12 protein-coding genes are annotated in these 18,895 nt (G+C 62.3%); 3 read left to right on the top strand and 9 right to left on the bottom strand.

The window, feature by feature from the left end; translation table 11 throughout:
• Positions 1–34: 34 nt before the first annotated feature.
• From KI617_RS01210 to KI617_RS01190, 5 genes are all read right to left on the bottom strand, one after another.
• Complete coding sequence (locus KI617_RS01210; protein WP_226449903.1) at positions 35–1,708, bottom strand: cation acetate symporter; 1,674 nt, start codon at positions 1,706–1,708, stop codon at positions 35–37.
• Positions 1,705–2,019, bottom strand: coding sequence for a DUF485 domain-containing protein (locus KI617_RS01205; protein ID WP_226449901.1), 315 nt, complete (start codon positions 2,017–2,019; stop codon positions 1,705–1,707). The genes KI617_RS01210 and KI617_RS01205 overlap by 4 nt, the downstream gene beginning before the upstream one ends.
• Positions 2,020–2,119: 100 nt before the next feature.
• Positions 2,120–3,763 carry an electron transfer flavoprotein-ubiquinone oxidoreductase gene (locus KI617_RS01200; RefSeq protein ID WP_226449899.1) on the bottom strand — a complete coding sequence of 548 codons (1,644 nt, stop codon included), beginning with the start codon at positions 3,761–3,763 and terminating at the stop codon, positions 2,120–2,122.
• A 2-nt stretch (positions 3,764–3,765) separates the two neighbouring features.
• Positions 3,766–5,544 (bottom strand): acyl-CoA dehydrogenase C-terminal domain-containing protein, encoded by a 1,779-nt coding sequence (locus KI617_RS01195; protein ID WP_226449897.1) that lies wholly within the window; start codon positions 5,542–5,544, stop codon positions 3,766–3,768.
• 81 nt (positions 5,545–5,625) lie between these two features.
• Entirely contained in the window at positions 5,626–7,263 is a 1,638-nt protein-coding gene (locus KI617_RS01190; protein ID WP_404826768.1) for an acyl-CoA synthetase, read from the bottom strand.
• A 205-nt stretch (positions 7,264–7,468) separates the two neighbouring features.
• Here KI617_RS01190 and KI617_RS01185 point away from each other — a divergent pair, with 205 nt between their 5' ends.
• From KI617_RS01185 to KI617_RS01175, 3 genes are all read left to right on the top strand, one after another.
• Complete coding sequence (locus KI617_RS01185) at positions 7,469–9,490, top strand: PAS-domain containing protein (protein ID WP_226449895.1); 2,022 nt, start codon at positions 7,469–7,471, stop codon at positions 9,488–9,490.
• Entirely contained in the window at positions 9,487–10,206 is a 720-nt protein-coding gene (locus KI617_RS01180; RefSeq protein ID WP_226449893.1) for a response regulator transcription factor, read from the top strand. The genes KI617_RS01185 and KI617_RS01180 overlap by 4 nt, the downstream gene beginning before the upstream one ends.
• A gap of 274 nt (positions 10,207–10,480) precedes the next feature.
• A complete protein-coding gene (locus KI617_RS01175; RefSeq protein WP_226449891.1) occupies positions 10,481–14,137 on the top strand; it encodes a Cache 3/Cache 2 fusion domain-containing protein in 3,657 nt (1,218 codons plus the stop codon).
• Positions 14,138–14,218: 81 nt separating this feature from the next.
• On the opposite strand, the gene fusA is transcribed toward KI617_RS01175, so the two are convergent.
• From fusA to KI617_RS01155, 4 genes are read right to left on the bottom strand one after another with little or no spacing between them, the layout of a single operon-like run.
• The gene (gene fusA / locus KI617_RS01170; protein ID WP_226449889.1) at positions 14,219–16,270 is read right to left on the bottom strand and encodes an elongation factor G; all 2,052 of its coding nucleotides are present in this window, start codon (positions 16,268–16,270) and stop codon (positions 14,219–14,221) included.
• 37 nt (positions 16,271–16,307) lie between these two features.
• Positions 16,308–16,613: a hypothetical protein gene (locus KI617_RS01165; RefSeq protein WP_226449887.1), complete on the bottom strand. Its 306-nt coding sequence runs from the start codon at positions 16,611–16,613 to the stop codon at positions 16,308–16,310.
• The gene (glmU, locus tag KI617_RS01160; RefSeq protein WP_226449885.1) at positions 16,613–17,971 is read right to left on the bottom strand and encodes a bifunctional UDP-N-acetylglucosamine diphosphorylase/glucosamine-1-phosphate N-acetyltransferase GlmU; all 1,359 of its coding nucleotides are present in this window, start codon (positions 17,969–17,971) and stop codon (positions 16,613–16,615) included. Before glmU ends, KI617_RS01165 begins: the two co-directional genes overlap by 1 nt.
• Before the next feature lie 39 nt (positions 17,972–18,010).
• A complete protein-coding gene (locus KI617_RS01155; protein ID WP_226449883.1) occupies positions 18,011–18,745 on the bottom strand; it encodes a YEATS-associated helix-containing protein in 735 nt (244 codons plus the stop codon).
• Positions 18,746–18,895: the final 150 nt, after the last annotated feature.

Genomic DNA, 18,895 nt, shown 5'->3' with positions numbered 1-18,895 from the left:
CTCCCGATATCTCACCCGCAGAGTGAGCAAATTCTTAGTGCGCGTGCGCTCCGGCAGCACCCAGGCCGGTTTGGGCACGGATGAACTGCTCTTCGAAAGCGGCGGCTTCGGCCGCAGCACGGGCGCTCTTGTCGGTCACCGAAAGCAACCAGGTGACAAAGAAGGCGAGCGTCATCGAGACGATGGCCGGGTGGTCGTACGGGAAGATGGCGGCCTTGTTGCCGAGAATCTTGACCCACACGGTCGGCGACAGGATGACCAGACCAACCGACGAAACCAGACCAGCGATGCCGCCCCACAGCGCGCCGCGCGTGGTCAGGCCCTTCCAGTACATGGACAGGATCAGCACCGGGAAGTTGACCGAGGAAGCGACGCCAAAGGCCAGCGCGACGAGGAACAGCACGTTCTGATCCTTGAAGGCGATGCCAAGCAGGATGGCCGCGATGCCGAGGCCGATGGAGGCCAGACGGGTGACCTTCATTTCCTGCTGGCTGGAGGCCGTGCCCTTCTTGATGACGCGGGCGTACAGGTCATGCGAGATCGCCGAGGCGCCGGCCAGGGCCAGGCCCGACACCACTGCCAGGATGGTGGCAAAAGCCACGGCCGACAGGAAGCCGAGGAAGATGTCGCCGCCAACTGCCTTGGCCAGGTGCATGACCGGCATGTTGCCGCCACCGATCAGCTTGCCGCCAACCTGGCCGCCTTCGAAGAAAGCGCCGTTGGTGCCGACGATGGTGATCGCGGCAGCGCCGAGAACCATGGTGACCAGGAAGAACAGGCCGATGAAACCAGTCGCGTAGAACACCGACTTGCGGGCTTCCTTGGCGTTCGGCACGGTGAAGAAGCGCATCATGATGTGCGGCAGACCGGCGGTACCAAAAAGCAGGCCGAGCGACAGCGAGAAGGCAGAGATCGGGTCAGCCATCAGCGTACCCGGTGACATCAGCTTTTCGCCCAGCTTGTGCGACTCGATGGCCTTGGTGAACAGATTCTCGAAAGACCAGCCGAATTGCGCCAGGGTCAGCAGCATCAGCGTGATGCCGCCACCGAGCAGCAGGCAGGCCTTGATGATCTGCACCCAGGTCGTTGCCGTCATGCCGCCGAAGGTGACGTACACCATCATGAGCAGGCCGACGACGATCACGGCATAGTTGTATTCCAGCCCGAACAGCAGCTGGATCAACTGGCCGGCACCGACCATCTGGACGATCAGGTAGAAGCAGACGACGGTCAGCGAACCGATGGCCGCGAAGGTGCGGATGCGGTTCTGGTCGAGGCGGTAGGAGGCGATGTCGGCGAAGGTGAACTTGCCGAGGTTGCGCAGACGTTCCGCCATCAGGAACAGGATGATTGGCCAGCCGATGAAGAAGCAGACGGCGTAGATGAAGCCGTCGTAGCCCTTGAAATAGACCATCGAAGTCAGACCGAGCAGGGTCGCGGCGGACATGTAGTCGCCGGCGATGGCCAGGCCATTCTGGAAGCCGGTGATGCCGCCGCCAGCCGTGTAGAAGTCAGCGGTGGTCTTGGTCTTGCCGGCCGCCCACTTGGTGATGCCGAGCGTGGCCAGCACGAAGATCATGAACATGGCGATGGCGCTGACGTTGATCGGCTGTTTCTCGACGCCTTCGATGGCGCCGGGACCGGCAAATACGGCGAAGGAGACGGCGAGCAGGCTGCCGGCGATCAATGCGGTGATGGAGCGCTTCATTTGCGGGCCTCCTTGAGGACTTCGGCGGTGATGCTGTCGAATTCGCCGTTGGCGCGGTTGACGTAGACACCGGTCAGGATCCAGCCGGCAACGACGATCAGCGCGGCGATCGGCCAGCCGATGGTGATGACGCTACCTTCGGCAATCTTGGCGGCGAAGATCTGCGGCTGCGTGGAAACGAGGAACATGAAGGTGTAGTAAGGCACCAGCACGACCAGCGAGAGGATGACGGCGAAGCGGGTACGCTTGCCGACCAGTTCGGCGAATTTCGGATTGCTCCGAATCTTCGCCTGGATATTTTCTTGTGACATGAGACCTCCTGGAAACTCCGATTGATTTGAAACTGCGCTGTTCTCGGGTTCTGTTTGTTGTTGCGCCCGGCCTGAGCGATGCCCGGCCAGGCGTCAGGACTTACATGTTTGGATAGTTCGGCCCACCGCCACCTTCCGGAACCGTCCAGTTGATGTTCTGGGTCGGATCCTTGATGTCGCAGGTCTTGCAGTGCAGGCAGTTCTGGCCGTTGATCTGCAGCCGCGGCTTGCCTTCCTCCTCACCGAGGATTTCGTACACGCCAGCCGGGCAGTAACGCGTTTCCGGCGCGCCGTACTTGGCGTAATTGACCGAAATGGCCACCGATTCATCCTTCAGGCGCAGGTGCGTCTGCTGGTTTTCCTCGTGGTTGGTCGCCGACAGGAAAACCGAGGACAGGCGGTCGAAGCTGATCTTGCCGTCCGGCTTCGGGTAGTCGATCTTCGGATAGCTGTTCTTGTCGCCGAGCTGGCTGTGGTCGTCGTGGTGACGCATGGTCCACGGTGCCTTGCCGCCGAACAGGAAGGTGTCGATGGCGCCGTAGGCCAGGCCACCCAACAAGCCCCACTTGAAGGCCGGGCGGATGTTGCGCACCTTGTACAGCTCGGCCCACAGCCAGCTCTGCTTGATCAGCTCGCCGTATTCCTTGACCTCGGTGCCGGCGTTGTCCTTGAACAGGTGCTCGAACACGGCCTTGGCGGCGACGATGCCGGACTCCATGGCCATGTGCGTGCCCTTGATCTTCGGCACATTGAGGAAGCCGGCGGTGTCGCCGACCAGCAGGCCGCCCGGGAAATGCAGCTTGGGCACCGACTGGTAGCCGCCTTCCGACAGCGCGCGGGCGCCGTAGGAAATGCGCCGGCCGCCTTCGAAGAAGCCGCGAATCGCCGGGTGCGTCTTGTAGCGCTGGAATTCCTCGTACGGCGACAGCCACGGGTTCTTGTAGTCGAGGCCGACAACGTAGCCCACCGCCACCAGGTTGTTCTCCAGGTGGTAGAGGAAGGAGCCGCCGTAGGTGTCGGACGATACCGGCCAGCCCACGGTGTGCACGATCAGGCCGGGCTGGTGCTTGGCCGGGTCGATTTCCCACAGCTCCTTGATGCCGATGCCGTAGGTTTGCGGATTGATGCCATCGCGCAGATCGAACTTGCCGAACAGTTCCTTGGTCAGCGAACCGCGGCAGCCTTCGGCGAAGATGGTCTGGCGGGCATGCAGTTCCATGCCCGGCTGGAAGTTGTGGCCCGGCTGGCCGTCCTTGCCGATGCCCAGGTCGCCGGTGGCGACGCCCTTGACCGAGCCGTCCTCGTGGTAAAGCACCTCGGCGGCGGCAAAGCCCGGGTAGATCTCGACGCCCAGCGCCTCGGCCTGCTCACCCAGCCAGCGGCAAAGGTTGCCCAGGCTGATGATGTAGTTGCCATGGTTGGACATCTGCGGCGGGGTCGGCAGCTTGAACGAACCGCCTTCGGTCAGGAACAGGAAACGATCCTCGCCGGCCGGCGTGTTCAGGGGCGCGCCGCGTTCCTTCCAGTCCGGAAAGAGTTCGTTCAGGGCATGCGGTTCCAGCACGGCGCCGGACAGGATGTGGGCGCCGATTTCCGAGCCCTTTTCCAGCAGACAGACGGAAACTTCCTTGCCCGACTGCTCGGCCAGCTGCTTGATGCGGATCGCCGAAGACAGCCCCGAAGGGCCGCCGCCGATGATCACGACATCGTATTCCATTGCATCGCGATCGGTGCGCGTGCTCATGGTCAGAACAGGCTTTCCGGCAGGGCGAACACCGACTCGGCACCACCGGTGATTTCAGCAGCGTAGGCGGTAGCGAACGGCAACTGGTGGGCGGCGAAGTAGTTGGCCGTGGCCAGCTTGGCCTTGTAGAAATCGTCGCTGCTGCCTTCGGCAATGTGCTTGACGGCAATGGCGGCCGACTTGGCCATCAGCCAGCCGCCGACCACGATACCGGTCTGCTTGAGGAAAGGCACGGAACCGGCATGAACGGCGGCCGGGGCGCTTTCGTAATTGGCGAGAATCCAGTCCACCGCCTTCTGCTGGGCCGCAATCGCCGTCTTCAGGTTGGCGGCAATACCGGCCAGCTGGGCGTTAGCGGCGATCTCGTCAGCCGTGGCCGTCATTTCGGCGATCAGCGTCTTCATGGCGGCGCCCGGCACCTTTTCGCGGGCCAGCTTGCGGCCGACCAGGTCGTTGGCCTGGATGGCCGTCGTGCCTTCGTAGATGGTGGTGATGCGCGAATCGCGGTAGTACTGCGCCGCACCGGTTTCTTCGACGAAACCGACGCCACCGAAGACCTGCAGCGCGGTCGACGACAGCTCGACGCCCTGCTCCGTGCTCCAGCCCTTGACGACCGGGGTGAGCAGATCGACGCGCGACTGGGCGGCAGCATCGCCGGCATGGGCGCGGTCGATATTGGCGGCAGCGTAATAAGCCAGCGTACGCATGGCTTCGGTGCGCGACTTGACGTCCATCAGCATGCGGCGAACATCCGGGTGATGCAGGATGGTCTTCTTCTCGTCGGACTTGTCGCCGATGATCTTGCCCTGCACGCGCTCACGGGCGTACCACAGGGCGTGCTGGTAGGCGCGCTCGGCGATGCCGACGCCTTCGAGGCCGACATTGACGCGGGCGTGGTTCATCATCGTGAACATGTAGCCGATGCCCTTGTTCTCGTCGCCGATCAGGTAGCCGACAGCGCCTTCGTTCTCGCCGTAGGACATGACGGCGGTCGGGCTGCCGTGGATGCCGAGCTTGTGTTCAATGGAGGCGCAGATCAGATCGTTGCGCTTGCCGAGCGAGCCGTCGTCATTGACCAGGAACTTCGGCACCAGGAAGAGCGAGATGCCCTTCAGTCCCGGCGGCGCGTCCGGCAGGCGGGCCAGCACGAGGTGGATGATGTTCTCGGCGACATCATGTTCGCCCCAGGTAATGAAAATCTTGGTGCCGCTGACCAGGTAAGAGCCATCACCGACGGCCTTGGCCTTGGAAGAGATGGCCGCCAGATCGGAGCCGGCGTTCGGCTCGGTGAGGTTCATCGTGCCAGTCCAGGTGCCTTCGACCATCTTCGGCAGGTACTTCTGCTTGAGTTCGTCGGAGGCGTGGTGGGCAATGGCTTCAATGGCGCCGCCGGTCAGCATCGGGCACAGGCCGAAGGCCATGTTGGCGCCCTTCCACATTTCATTGACGGCCATCGAAACGACGGCCGGCAGGCCCTGGCCGCCGTATTCCGGCGAGAAAGGCATGGAGTTCCAGCCGGTTTCGGCGAACAGTTGGTAGGCTTCCTTGAAGCCGGGCGCCGTGGTGACGACGCCGTCCTTGCAGACGTGGCCGACACGGTCGCCAACGTTGTTGATCGGATCGAGAACGCCGGTGGCGAACTTGGAAGCTTCGTCGAGAATGGATTCGACGAGATCGACCGAGCATTCCTCGTTGCCCGGCAGGGCGCAAATCTCTTCAAGGCCGGCGACTTCATTCAGAACGAACTGCATGTCGCGAATCGGGGCGATATAGGTGCTCATGGGAATTCCTTTTAGTGGTTAGTCCGTAGTCATTAGTCGCTAGCAACCAACCGCTAACGACTAACGACCAGCAACTAATAGCTACTCGATGGCCAGCGCCGAATTGGCGTGCTGGCGGAGGACGTATTTCTGGATCTTGCCGGTCGAGGTCTTCGGCAGTTCGCCGAAAACAACCTGCTTGGGCACCTTGAAGCGGGCCAGGTGGGCGCGGCAATGCTCGATGATCTCGGCCTCGGTGCACTTGGCATCGGCCTTCAGTTCGATGAAGGCAGCCGGCACCTCGCCCCACTTCTCGTCGGGCTTGGCGACGACGGCGGCGGCGATGACGGCCGGGTGGCGGTAGAGCACGTCCTCGACTTCCAGCGACGAAATGTTCTCGCCGCCGGAAATGATCACGTCCTTGGAGCGGTCCTTGATTTTGACGTAGCCGTCGCTATGGACGACCGCCAGGTCACCGGTGTGGAACCAGCCGCCGGCAAAGGATTCCTCGGTGGCCTTCTCGTTCTTCAGGTAACCCTTCATGACCAGGTTGCCGCGGAACATGATCTCGCCCATCGTCTCGCCATCCCAGGGCACCGGCTCCATGGAGACCGGGTCGAGCACGGTGATCGCTTCCTGCATGTGGTAACGCACACCCTGGCGGCCGTTGCGGGCAGCCTGCAGGTCGATCGGCAGGCGATCCCACTCCGGCTGCTTGGCGCAGACGGCAGCCGGGCCGTAGGTTTCGGTCAGGCCATACACGTGGGTGATGTTGAAGCCCATGCGCTGGGCGCCTTCGATGATGGCGGCCGGGGGGGCTGCACCGGCGATCAGGCCGTTGACCTGATGCTCAATGCCCTCGCGCAGGCTTTCCGGGGCGTTGATCATCATGCCGTACACAATCGGCGCGCCGCACATGTGGCTGACCTTGTGCTCCTTGATCAGGCCGAAGATCAGGGCCGGATCAACCTTGCGCAGGCAGACGCTGGTGCCGGCATTGGCGGCCAGGGTCCAGGGGAAGCACCAGCCGTTGCAGTGGAACATCGGCAGGGTCCACAAATAGACCGAGTGCGGCGGCATGCCCCAGGAAATGATGTTCGAGGCCGAATTCAGGTAGGCGCCGCGATGGTGATAGACCACACCCTTCGGGTTGCCGGTCGTGCCGGAGGTGTAGTTCAGGGCGATGGCATCCCACTCGTCTTCAGGCAACTGCCATTCGAAGTCGGGCGAACCTTCGTTCAGGAAGGCGTCGTAGTCCTTCTCGCCGAGCTTTTCACCGTCGGTGAAATCCGGGTCGAGGCTGTCGATGACCAGCGGCTTCGGCCCTTCGAGCAGCGCCAACGCGGCCTTGACGACCTTGGAGAACTCCAGGTCGGTGATCAGCACCTTGGCTTCGCCGTGGGCCAGCATGAAGGCGATGGCTTCGGCGTCGAGGCGGGTGTTCAGGGTATTCAGCACGGCGCCGATCATCGGCACGCCGAAGTGGCATTCGAACATCGCAGCACTGTTCGGCAGCATGACGGCGACAGTGTCACCCTTGCCGATGCCCCGGCCCTTGAGGGCGGCAGCCAGCTGGCGGCTACGGTCGTAGCTTTCCTTCCAGGTGTAATGACGAGCGCCCTGGATGACGGAAATGCGCTTGGGATAGATAAAGGCCGACCGTTCGATGAAGGTCAGCGGAGAAAGCGGAACATAGTTGGCCGGATTCCGGTCCAGCCCTACGGTGTACGGGTTAACCAAGATAAATCTCCTCACGTTGCTTGCCGAGTTTGCTGTTCTCGTTGGAGCAAGTTATTGCCGATCCAGGCATCTATCCGTGCGGTGCGCCCGTAACCGTGCTTTGTTTTTCAGGAGAATCGCAAAACACTCTTGCGCAACTATTGGCAGAATGTAACGAATCGTTACACCCCGGATTCAAACCTGCCGCCTGCACTAGAATCGACCGATGCTTCCCGCCGCCCCCGCCGCCGCGCCCAGCCAGCGCTACGAAATGTTGCAAGCCGGCCTCGATCTGCTCGACCAGGGCATCACGGTGTTCGACGGGGATTTGCGGCTGGTCGCCTGGAACCGGACCTTCCTGCAGTTGCTTGAATTTCCGGAGAAACTTGCCTTCGTCGGCGCCCCGTTCGAAAGCTTCATCCGCTACAACGCCGAGCGCGGCGAATACGGGCCGGGCGACAGGGAAATCCAGATTGCCGAACGCGTCGGCGCCGCCCGCGACTTTGCCCCCCACCTGACCGAGCGCCAGCGCCCGAACGGCCGGGTGCTGATGCTGCGTGGCGAGCCCTTGCCCCACCGCGGCTTTGTAACCTTGTACAGCGACGTGACCGAACAGCGTTACATCGAGCACCTGACCGAACACCAGAACATCCAGCTCGAAGAACGCGTGCGCCGGCGCACGGCCCAGCTCGAAAACGCCAATGCCAACCTGCGCCTGGCCAACGAAGACAACGAGCGCATTGCCGCCGCCCTCGGCCGCAGCGAAGCCCGCCTGCGCCTGATCAACGACACCATTCCCATCCTGATCGGCTACGTCGACAAGGATGAGGTCTATCGCTACGCCAACAAGGGCTACTCCGACTGGTACGGCCACCCGGAAGGTAGCGTCACCGGCCGGGCGGTGCTCGACGTGATCGGCCCCGAGGTTTACGGCCAGGTTCGCGACTCGGTGCGCCGGGCGCTGGCCGGCCAGCAGGTCACTTACGAGTACCAGATGGAAAAGCAGGGGCAGACGGTTTTTGCCCGCAGCACCCTGGTTCCCGAAATCAGTGCCGCCGGCGAAACCCTGGGCTTTTTTGTCTTCTCGCACGAAATCACCGAGCAGAAGCGCATGCAGGCGGCGCTGGTCCAGGCCCAGAAAATGGAAGCCATCGGCCAGCTGACCGGTGGCCTGGCCCATGACTTCAACAACCTGCTCACCGTCATCATCGGCAACCTGGCCGCCTTGCAGGATCACCGGCCGGACGATGCCGGCGTCAACGAATTCGTCGAGCCGGCGCTGCAATCGGCCCGCCGGGGCGTGCAGCTGATCAAACGCCTGCTCACCTTCTCGCGGCAGCAGCCGCTGGAGCCGCAGGCCGTCGACATCGGCCGCCTGATCGGCAGCCTGGCCAAACTGGTCCGTCGTTCGCTGCCCGAGTCGATTGCCGTGTCGACCGACCTGGCCGGGGCCTCGATTCACGCCCTGGTCGACCCGGGGCAACTGGAAAGCGCCCTGCTCAACTTTGCGCTGAATTCGCGCGATGCCATGCCCAATGGCGGGCGCCTGCACATCGGGGCACGCGCTGTCGAGCTGTCGACCGACGCCGCCGCTTTCGATGTGCCGCCCGGCCATTACGTGCTGATCGAAGTCGCCGACAACGGCTGCGGCATGGATGCCGCCACCCTCTCCCGGGCCTGCGAACCCTTCTTCACGACCAAGCGCTTCGGACTGGGCAGCGGCCTCGGTCTGGCCATGGCCTACGGCTTCGCCAAGCAGTCAGGCGGCGGCGTTTCGATTCAAAGCCAGCCCGAGCAAGGCACTTCCGTGCTGATGGTGCTGCCGCTGGCCGCGCCGGAACTTGAGCTCGACGCACCCTGCGCAGAGACCGCCCTGCCCCATGGCGGCGAACTGGTACTGCTCGTCGAGGATGAGCCGAACGTCCGCCGTGTCGTCCGCCAGCAACTGATCGATCTGGGCTATCCGGTCATCGAGGCCGAGGACGGCGCCCAGGCCCTCGACATGATCGATCAGGTTCACGATATTGCCATCGTCGTCAGCGATGTGATCATGCCCGGCGGCCTCAACGGCCGGCAATTGGCCGAGCAAACGCTGGCCCGTCGCCCACAAATGCGGATTGTGCTGATGAGCGGCTATACCGACGAAGCCGATGCCGATGCCACCAGCGATCTGCCGGTGCTGGCCAAACCCTTTGACCGCCAGGATCTGGCCCGCGCCCTGCAACGCGCACCCCGAGGCAAGCCATGAGAGATAACGAAGCCGCCAAGCTGATCGCCATCGTCGAGGACGATCCGGATGTCGCCAAGATCATCGAGCAGGTGCTCGGCGACTTCGGCTTCCGCACCGTCTGGTGTCGCAGCGCCGGCGACCTGCTGCGCCGCCTGCGCACCCTGGCGCCCGACCTGTGCATCATCGACCTCGGCCTGCCCGACATGGATGGCCTCGAAGCCATGCAGCGCGTGCGCGCCCAGTCGGGCTGCGGCATCCTGATCCTGACCGGGCGCGCCCATGTCAGCGACCGGGTGATGGGCCTCGAACTGGGGGCCGACGATTACGTGCTGAAACCGTTCGAGCCGCGCGAACTGGTCGCCCGGGTACGCAGCATCGTGCGGCGGCGCGAAAGCGGCGAAGCCCCGGCCCGCCAGATTGCCGAATTCGGCGGCTGGCGCTTCAATCTTGGCAACAACCGGCTGAGCGCCCCGAATGGGGAAGAACACGCGCTGAGCACCGCCGAGTCGGAATTGCTGAAAGTTTTCGTCAACAACCCGAACCGTATCCTGCAACGCGAAAAGCTGATGGGCACCCGCGACCTGGCCCCGACCGACCGCGCCATCGACGTCCGTATCTCGCGCCTGCGCCGCAAGCTCGAACCCGATCCGCAAAGCCCCGCCTTCATCAAGACCGTCTATGGGGCCGGCTATCTCTTTCTGGCTAGCGTAGCCTGGTCCGGCGAGCCGGATTAGGCCTTTGCCCGGAGCCGCCGGGCAAGCAGGGTTCCGGCTGACCATGCCGGCGCCATTGCCCCTAAAAAACACCTATTGATTTTGATGTTTTTGTTATAAATTCCTCGAATTACAGCATCGCCTGGGTTTAGAATGACCAGCGCGGCAGGCAGCTTTTCGCCCACCGCAGCCACTGTGATAGCTGAAATCGGGATGGCAATTCCTCAGCCTCTCGCTTTGATCGACAACACCGACCGACAGATGCCTCTGCCGATCGCTCTGGGGTTTGCTGCAAATGCGCGACAACGGTCCGGTAAGCGGCCACGAAATCGAACTGCTGGATGATCAGATCATCATTTCGCGAAGTGATGAGCAGGGTCGGATCGTCTTCGTCAATGCGGATTTCGTCGAAATCAGTGGCTTTACCGAAGAAGAGCTGATCGGCCAGCCACACAACATCCTTCGCCATCCCGACATGCCGGCGGAAGTCTTTGCCGATCTCTGGCGCGACATCGAGGCCGGACGCCCGTGGATCGGCATGATCAAGAACCGCTGCCGGAATGGCGATGCCTACTGGGCTGAAGCGCACATTTCGCCGATCTGGGATCGCGACAAGGTCTCCGGCTACATGTCGATGCGGCGCAAGGCAACGCGCGACCAGATCCGGCTCGCCGAGCAAAACTACGCAACCTTGCGCCATCAGTCGCAGAAAGAACTGGTCTTCGAACACGGCGCAGCCAGCCCTCGCCGCAGTTGGACCTCGCTGCCGCAGACATTTGGCAAAGCCTCACTCGGCACCAAGTTTGTCCTGGCTTCGCTGCTCGCCGCCATCATCGTCCTCGGACTGACGACTTATTTCCTGGCCGGCCACGTTACCCGCACCCTGGATGACAACGCCCGCCATCAACTGACCCATCAGGTCAGCCTGCTCCGCGCGGCAGTGTCGGCCCGGGTCGAAAGCGCCAATATCGAAGCCGTCGAATATTCGAAGCTGCTCTCCGACCAGGTCTACGACGCGCTCGATGGCCAAAGGAACGCCAGCCTGGAAACACTGACGGCCATGTTGCGGCAAGAGAGCAAGTCACCGGTTCATCACTTCGAGCAGTTTCTCAAGGAATTACGCGGTGTCGGCAGCATCTTCATCCTCACCCCCCAGGGGTTTCAGCGCCGCCTGTCCACCGCCGTCGATGAACGCGGCAAGTCCGCCATCGGCACCTACCTCGAGGCTGATCATCCGGCCTCCAAAGTGCTTGCCGCCGGCCATACCTACGTCGGCCCGGCCCGCGTCTTCGGCCGCCAGTACGTCACCCGCTACACCCCCATCCTCGATGCCAACAACAAGGTCATCGGCGCCAGCGTGGTCGGCATCGACATCGGCGAACAACTGGAGACCCTCAAGGCACAAATCCGCTCGATGCAGGTCGGCAACAGCGGCTATTACTACATCATCGACACTTCCCCCGGCGAGTATTACGGCAACCTGATCCTGCACCCTTACAAGGAGGGTCGCAATCTGGCCGACTTCCGCACCGAGGACGGCCTGGATCTGGTCACCGAACTGGTCAAGCAGAAAAATGGCGCGATCACCTACCACTGGAAGAATGAGGAAGCCGGGGAGAAAACAGCCCGCAAGAAACTGGTCATTTTCGAGACGCTGGACAATCCGAGATGGATCGTTGCCGGTGGCACCTCGGTTGATGAATTCACGGCGCTGACCGACCGCATCGTCTGGCTGGTCATCGGCGGTGGCCTGGCGATGGCCGGGGCAATTTTCGTCATCATCATCCTGCTCTTGCGCAAGCTGGTGCTGGAGCCATTGAACACGCAGGTCCTGCCAACCTTCCACGCCATTTCGTCCGGCCAGTTCGACACCCGGCTCGACGTTCGCGGCGACGATGAAATAGCCCAGGTCATCCAGGGCCTGGAGTCGCTGCGCAACCGCCTCGCTTTCGACAACGAACGCGACCGGGCCCTGGCCCGAATGCGCGAAATCGCCCGTCAGGAGGCAGAAGCGCTGGCTCAGACGCGTTCCGATTTCCTGGCCAACATGAGCCATGAAATCCGGACGCCGCTGAACGGCGTGATCGGCCTCGCCTACCTGCTCCTGCAGAGCAAGCTTGAGCCGCGCGAGATGGAATACGTCAGACGCATCGAGGGGGCCGGCAAACTGCTGCTGGCAGTCGTCAATGACGTCCTCGACTTCTCGAAGATCGATGCCGGCGGAATGCAGCTGGAAACCGCCTCCTTCCAGCTCGACGAGGTGCTCGACAATCTGTCGAACCTGGTTCGCGGTCGCGTCCAGGAGAAGAAACTGGTCCTCGAATACGTGGTCAATCCGGATACGCCACAAGCCCTGCGCGGCGATGCGCTGCGCCTGTCACAGATCCTGATCAACCTGGTCGGCAACGCCATCAAGTTCACCGCCGAGGGGTCGATTACCGTTTTCGTCGATGCGCAAGCGCCTGTCGACGGCCAGATCGAGCTCGAATTCCGCATCCAGGATACCGGGATAGGCATGTCGCCGGCGCAAGTGGAGAACCTGTTCCGGGCCTTCTCGCAGGCGGACAGTTCAGTCACGCGAAAATACGGCGGCACCGGACTCGGCCTGATCATCAGCAAGCGGCTGGTCGAAATGATGGGCGGCAGCATCTCGGTAGACAGTCGCCAGCAAGTCGGCTCGACCTTCTCGTTCAATGTCCGCCTCGGGGTCGACACGGCGCACCCCGATCCAGTGCAAAAACCCGGTTATCGGGTACTGGTCGTCGACGACAACGACCTGGCACTCAGCGTACTGGCCAGCCTGCTCAAGAAACATGGCTGTATCGTCGCGACGGCAAGCTCGGGCGCCGCGGCACTGGCCATGTTGCATGCCCAAAACAACATCCGCTTCGATTGCGTCATGGTGGACCTGAACATGCCGGACATGGACGGCCTGGCACTGGCCCATCATATTCGCGACGAAAAGGGCGCCCCGGCCAAACTGGTCATGGTCACCGGCGAAAACGTGCATGCCTCGCGCTACCGCTACGCCCTGGGGGACTTCGATGCCATCATCGAAAAACCAGCGACTTTCGCCCGCATCGGCGAGGTGCTCAACGACCTGCAGCACAGCCCCCACCCACCGCCGGCAGAAGCAGCGTCGCACACCGCGCCGCTGGCCGGACTGCGCATCCTGGTGGCCGAGGACGTCCCGACCAACCAGCTGATCATGCGCGACCTGCTCGAATCGCTCGGCGCCACGGTCGACATGGCGGATAACGGCCGGCTCGCCCTCGAGCAGCTGGCCGCTGCCGGCAAGGGGCTTGATCTGATCCTGATGGACATCCAGATGCCCGAGATGGACGGCATGGAAGCAACCCGCCGTATTCGGGCCGGCCAGGTGCGAGCCGATATTCCAATCATCGCGCTCACCGCCCATGCACTGGAGGATGAGCGCCAGCATGCCATCGCCTCGGGCATGAATGATTTTCTGACCAAGCCGATCGAACCTGCCCAGCTGATCGCCATGATCCAGCGCTGGAAACCGGATCATTCCGTCGGCCAGGCACAACCCGAAAAACCGGCGAGCACGGCCAGCGGCGAAGCACCCGGCATGCCCGATTTGCCCGGGATTAATGTCGTCGATGGCTTGCGCCGCATGCTCAATCGCGTTTCGATGTATGAAAAGATACTGCGCGACTTCCATGCCCGCTTTACCGGCGAAGCGACGCGCATCCGCGAAGCTCTCGGCAATCAGGAAATCGATGTCGCCAGCCGCCGAGCCCACAGCCTGAAGGGCACCGGCGGCATGATCGGCGCCACGACGCTGGCCGCACTGGCCGCAGCGCTGGAGCAAGCCATCAAGAACCGCAGCCCGGACATGGCGGAACACCTCGAACGCTTTGAACTGGAACTCGACCGCGTTCTGGACGGCATCAAGGCGGCTTACAAACTCGAAGAGAGCACCGGCTGACGGACAGCAAAAAGGGCTGATGACTCAGCCCTTTTGTCCATCCAGCCCACGGCGCACAGGCACCGGGGGCAGCGTGAAAACTCACTCGTCTTCGTCGTGCAACTGGAACTTGCTCGCCAGTTGCTGCTGGATGTTCGGCGGCACGGCAGCGTAGCGCGCGAACTCGATGGTGTAGCTGCCCTGACCACCGGTCAGCGACTTCAGGCGGGACTGGTAGTCGTTCAACTCGGCCAGCGGCACTTCGCCACTGATCGCGGCCAGCCCGTGGCCACGCCCATCGGTGCCGGTGATGTGGCCACGACGCCCGGAAAGGTCGCCGGTCAGATCGCCAATGGCGCTTTCGGGAACGATGATCTCGATATTGACGATCGGTTCGAGCACGATCGGCTTGGCGCCACGAATGGCCTCGATGACCGCCTTGCGGCCGGCCACCACGAAGGCGACTTCCTTGCCATCGACGGCGTGGGTCTTGCCATCGAAAACCGTCACTTTCAGGTCATCGACGGCATAACCGGCGACAACGCCACCTTCCAGGCCCTGGCGAATGCCCTTTTCGACCGCCGCCATGAAGACACCGGGAATGACGCCACCTTTGACCGCATCGACGAACTCGAAGCCCTCGCCCCGGCCTTTCGGCTCGATGCGCAGATGCACTTCACCAAACTGCCCGGCGCCGCCCGACTGCTTCTTGTGGCGGTACATTGCCTCGGCAGAACCAGTGATCGTCTCGCAGTAAGGAATGCGCGGCGGCTTGGTATCGACTTCCAGCTTGTACTGACCAGACATGCGGGCCAGCTTGGCTTTCAGGTGGATTTCGCCCAGACCGCGGATCACCGTTTCGTTGCTGGTCGGATGACGCTCGACGACGAAGGTCGGATCTTCCATGGCCAGCTTGCCCAGCGTTTCGAACAGACGCTGCTCGTCGCCCTTCTTCTTGGTCTCGACCGCCAGGCCAGCCATCGGCTTCGGAAATTCGAGCGGCACCAGATGGATATGATCCTCATCGTGCGAGTCATGCAGCACACAGTCGAAATCGACTTCATCAACCTTGGCGATGGCACCGATGTCGCCTGGCAGCAGTTCATCGACCTCGACACTGTCCTTGCCCTGCAACTGGTACAGGTGCGCCACCTTGAACGGGCGCTTGCTGTCGCCGACGAACAGTTGCATGTCCTTTTTGATCGTACCCTGATGCACACGGAAAACGCCGATCTTGCCCATGTAGGGGTCGGCCACGATCTTGAAAACGTGGGCCAGCACATGTTTGCCGGCATCCGGCTCGGCGTGGAATGGCTCGGTGACGTCGCCCGGTTCGCCCTTGTAGAACGGCGGCGGGTTGCCTTCTGCCGGGTTAGGCGCCAGCGAGGCCAGCACATGCAGCAGTTCCTTGATGCCGGCGCCGGTCTTGGCCGAAGTGAACAGGATGGGAATCAGGTGACCTTCGCGCAGCGCCTTCTCGAACGGCGCATGCAGGGCAGCAGCGCTTGGATCGGCACCATCTTCGAGGTATTGGGCGAGCAGGTCCTCGTCTTCCTCGACGATCTGGTCGATCAGCGCGCGGTGGGCGGCCGTGACGGATTCGAAGTCGGCATCGCCAGCGTCGTGCTCCAGGACTTCGACCACATCGGCCGCGCCATGGGCCGGCAGATCGAGCAGCATGCACTGCTTGCCAAAGCGCTCGCGGATGTCAGCGACCAGGCCCGGCAGATCGAGATTCTCGGCATCGATCTTGTTAATGACGATCATCCGGCACAGCTTGCGGTCGGCGGCGTAGCGCATCATGCGCTCGGTCATCAGCTCGACACCGGTCTGGGCATTGATCACGACCAGCGCTGTATCGACGCCGGCCAGCGCGGCAATGGCCTGACCGGAGAAATCCGGGTAGCCCGGGGTGTCGATCAGGTGAACATGGGTATCTTCGTAGCCAAAATTGACCACGGCAGAAGTCAGGGAATGGCCCGCCTCCTTTTCCTGCGCATCGAAATCGGCAACCGTACTGCCTTTGTCGACGCTGCCCTTGGCAGCGATTGCGCCGGTCGCGAACAACAAGGCCTCGGCCAGGCTGGTCTTGCCGACGGCACCATGACCAACCAGTGCGATGGATCGAAGGGACTCGGTGTTGTACTTGGACATCTTCTTCTCCCTGAACTTATATGAACTTAGCGAAAAATCATTTGATGCCTGCGACGAGCTGGTCAGCAAAGTGCTGGCCAAAGCCGAATAGCAAGCCGACTGCGGCGGCAATCAGCAGCAGGCCGGAAATCAGTTGCAAGGCTGGGCGCAGGAACTCGTCACGGTGCGTCAAGGCAAACCAGACCGGCCCGAGCACGGGCAGGACCAGCGTCGGCAGCCATGCCTTCCAGCCAAAATTGAACGACGCCGGCAAGGTACCGAAATAGCCGACCAGCAATAGCGATCCCCCAACTGCCACGAGGAGCGCAATCGCGGTGACAAACGCGGTGAAACCCAGATCCATTATTTCTTTACCTTCTTCGGACGTTCCCAACCCGGCAGCGTCAGCTGCTTGGCACGCGACACGGTCAGGGCATCGGGCGGGGCATCCTTGGTCAGCGTCGTACCGGCCCCCAGCGTTGCCCCACGCCCCACGGTCACCGGTGCAACCAGCTGGGTATCGGAGCCGATGAAGACATCGTCCTCGATGATGGTCAGGTGCTTGTTGGCGCCATCGTAGTTGCAGGTGATGGTGCCGGCGCCGACATTGACGCGCTGGCCGATCCGGGCGTCGCCGATATAGGCCAGATGATTGGCCTTGGACTGGGCGCCGATGGTGCTCTTCTTGACCTCGACAAAGTTGCCGATATGCACTTCCGGGCCGAGTTCGGTCCCCGGCCGCAGGCGGGCGTAGGGGCCGAGCACGCCATCCGGCCCGATCACCGCATCCTCGAAATGGCAGAAGGCGGCGATGCGCGTGCCGGCGCCGACCTTGACGTTTTTCAGTACGCAATAGGGGCCAACTTCGACCGCATCGGCCAGTTCGACCTTGCCTTCGAAGACACAGCCGACATCGATCGCCACATCGCGACCATGGGTCAGCTCGCCGCGGATATCGATGCGGGCCGGGTCGGCCAGGCGCACGCCGGCAACCAGCAAGGCATCGGCCAGATTGCGCTGATGCTGACGCTCCAGCTCAGCCAGCTGGACCTTGCTGTTGACGCCCAGCACCTCCCATTCGCCCTCCGGCTGCGCCGTATGCACCGGCATGCCTTCGGCCACGGCCAGAGCGATGATATCGGTCAGGTAATACTCGCCTTGGGCATTGTCATTCTTCAAGCGGCCCAACCAATCAGCCAGGCGTGCCGTCGGTACCGCCATGATGCCGGTGTTCACCTCACGGATCGACTTCTGCTCGGCGCTTGCATCCTTTTCCTCGACGATGCTGACCATGTTGCCAGCGGTGTCTCGCACGATACGACCATAGCCGGTCGGATTGGCCAGGTCGACGGTTAGCACCGACAAACCATCCTTGCCAGCCTGCAGCAGACGCTTCAGCGTTGCCACGGTAGTCAGCGGTACGTCACCGTAAAGCACCAGCGTCTGGGCGGCTGCACCGAGCTCGGGCAAGGCCTGCGCTACCGCATGACCGGTACCCAGTTGCTGCGCCTGCTCGGCCCAGGAAAGATCGGCGGCGGCCAGCGTCGAACGCACCACTTCACCACCATGGCCATAGACCACGATCAGCTTTTCCGGGGACAACTGGCGCGCCGTGTCGATCACATGCTGGGCCAGTGCCTTGCCGGCGACCGGGTGAAGCACCTTGGGGAGATTGGAGTGCATGCGCTTGCCTTGGCCGGCAGCGAGGATGACGATATTCATGGTTTTATCTCAGGTAAGGCCGGCCAAAGCCAGCAGATTTCATGCGATCTTCTTCTGCTCCTGTCCGCCGAGGATATCGCCCAGCACCGCCTTGCCGCGGGCTGAAACGAACCAGTGCAGGACATTCTTGTCGTTGATCCGGGTTTCGATGACGCCCAGCGCCTTCATGACCGTCAGCCGCTGGCTGACGAAATCCCTGGCCAGCCCGGTGCTGTCGCAGATGGCGGCAAGATTGCCGTAAACGAAGCTCTCTTCGGACAAGGCCCGCAAAATTTCCACGTCGTTGTAGGAGAGGACCTCCTTGGGATCTGGCTCAACCGCCTTGACCTGCTCGGTCTCTAACCTGGCCGCTGCCATGATCGGCTCGTCGCGCCGCTGCTGCTTGATCTGCCCGACATCGCGGCGCACCTGATCAATCTGGCCCAGCAGCAGTTGCACCATGTTTTCGAACAGGCGGCGCGAGGCCACCACATAGATCAGGCAAAAGCCGGCGAAAACATAGAAATCGATCGGTTTTGTCCGCGCCCCCTCAAGCAGGGTGCTGGAGATCATGTTCAGGAAGAGCGGCACGGTCAGCGCCGCCACGACCCCGAAAACCGGATATTTCAGCCAATCGCGGCGGGCGGGTTCGCCATGCCGGTCAGCCAGGAAATAGTTGGCGGCACCGCCCAGAATACCGGCCACGACCATAATGGCCAGGATGAGCAGCATATGCCCATCAAGCGCCCCGCTTGGTGTTGTCACCTGCAAGGCAGGTTGCAGCTCAGCCGACATAGTTCCCCCCTAGTGATCGTTCGTCATTTTCACACGATTGAGGCGGGCTGTCGAAGCCTGAAAACACTGATGGAGGAAGTTTTCACCGGCCTCGCAAGCTGTGCTGAGCATTCTTTCCGGATGGCGGATGCCATAAGAAAAAAGCCCCGC

This window comes from Ferribacterium limneticum, assembly GCF_020510625.1.
GTDB lineage: Bacteria > Pseudomonadota > Gammaproteobacteria > Burkholderiales > Rhodocyclaceae > Azonexus > Azonexus limneticus_A.
This window is presented reverse-complemented; position numbering and strand designations above follow the sequence as displayed.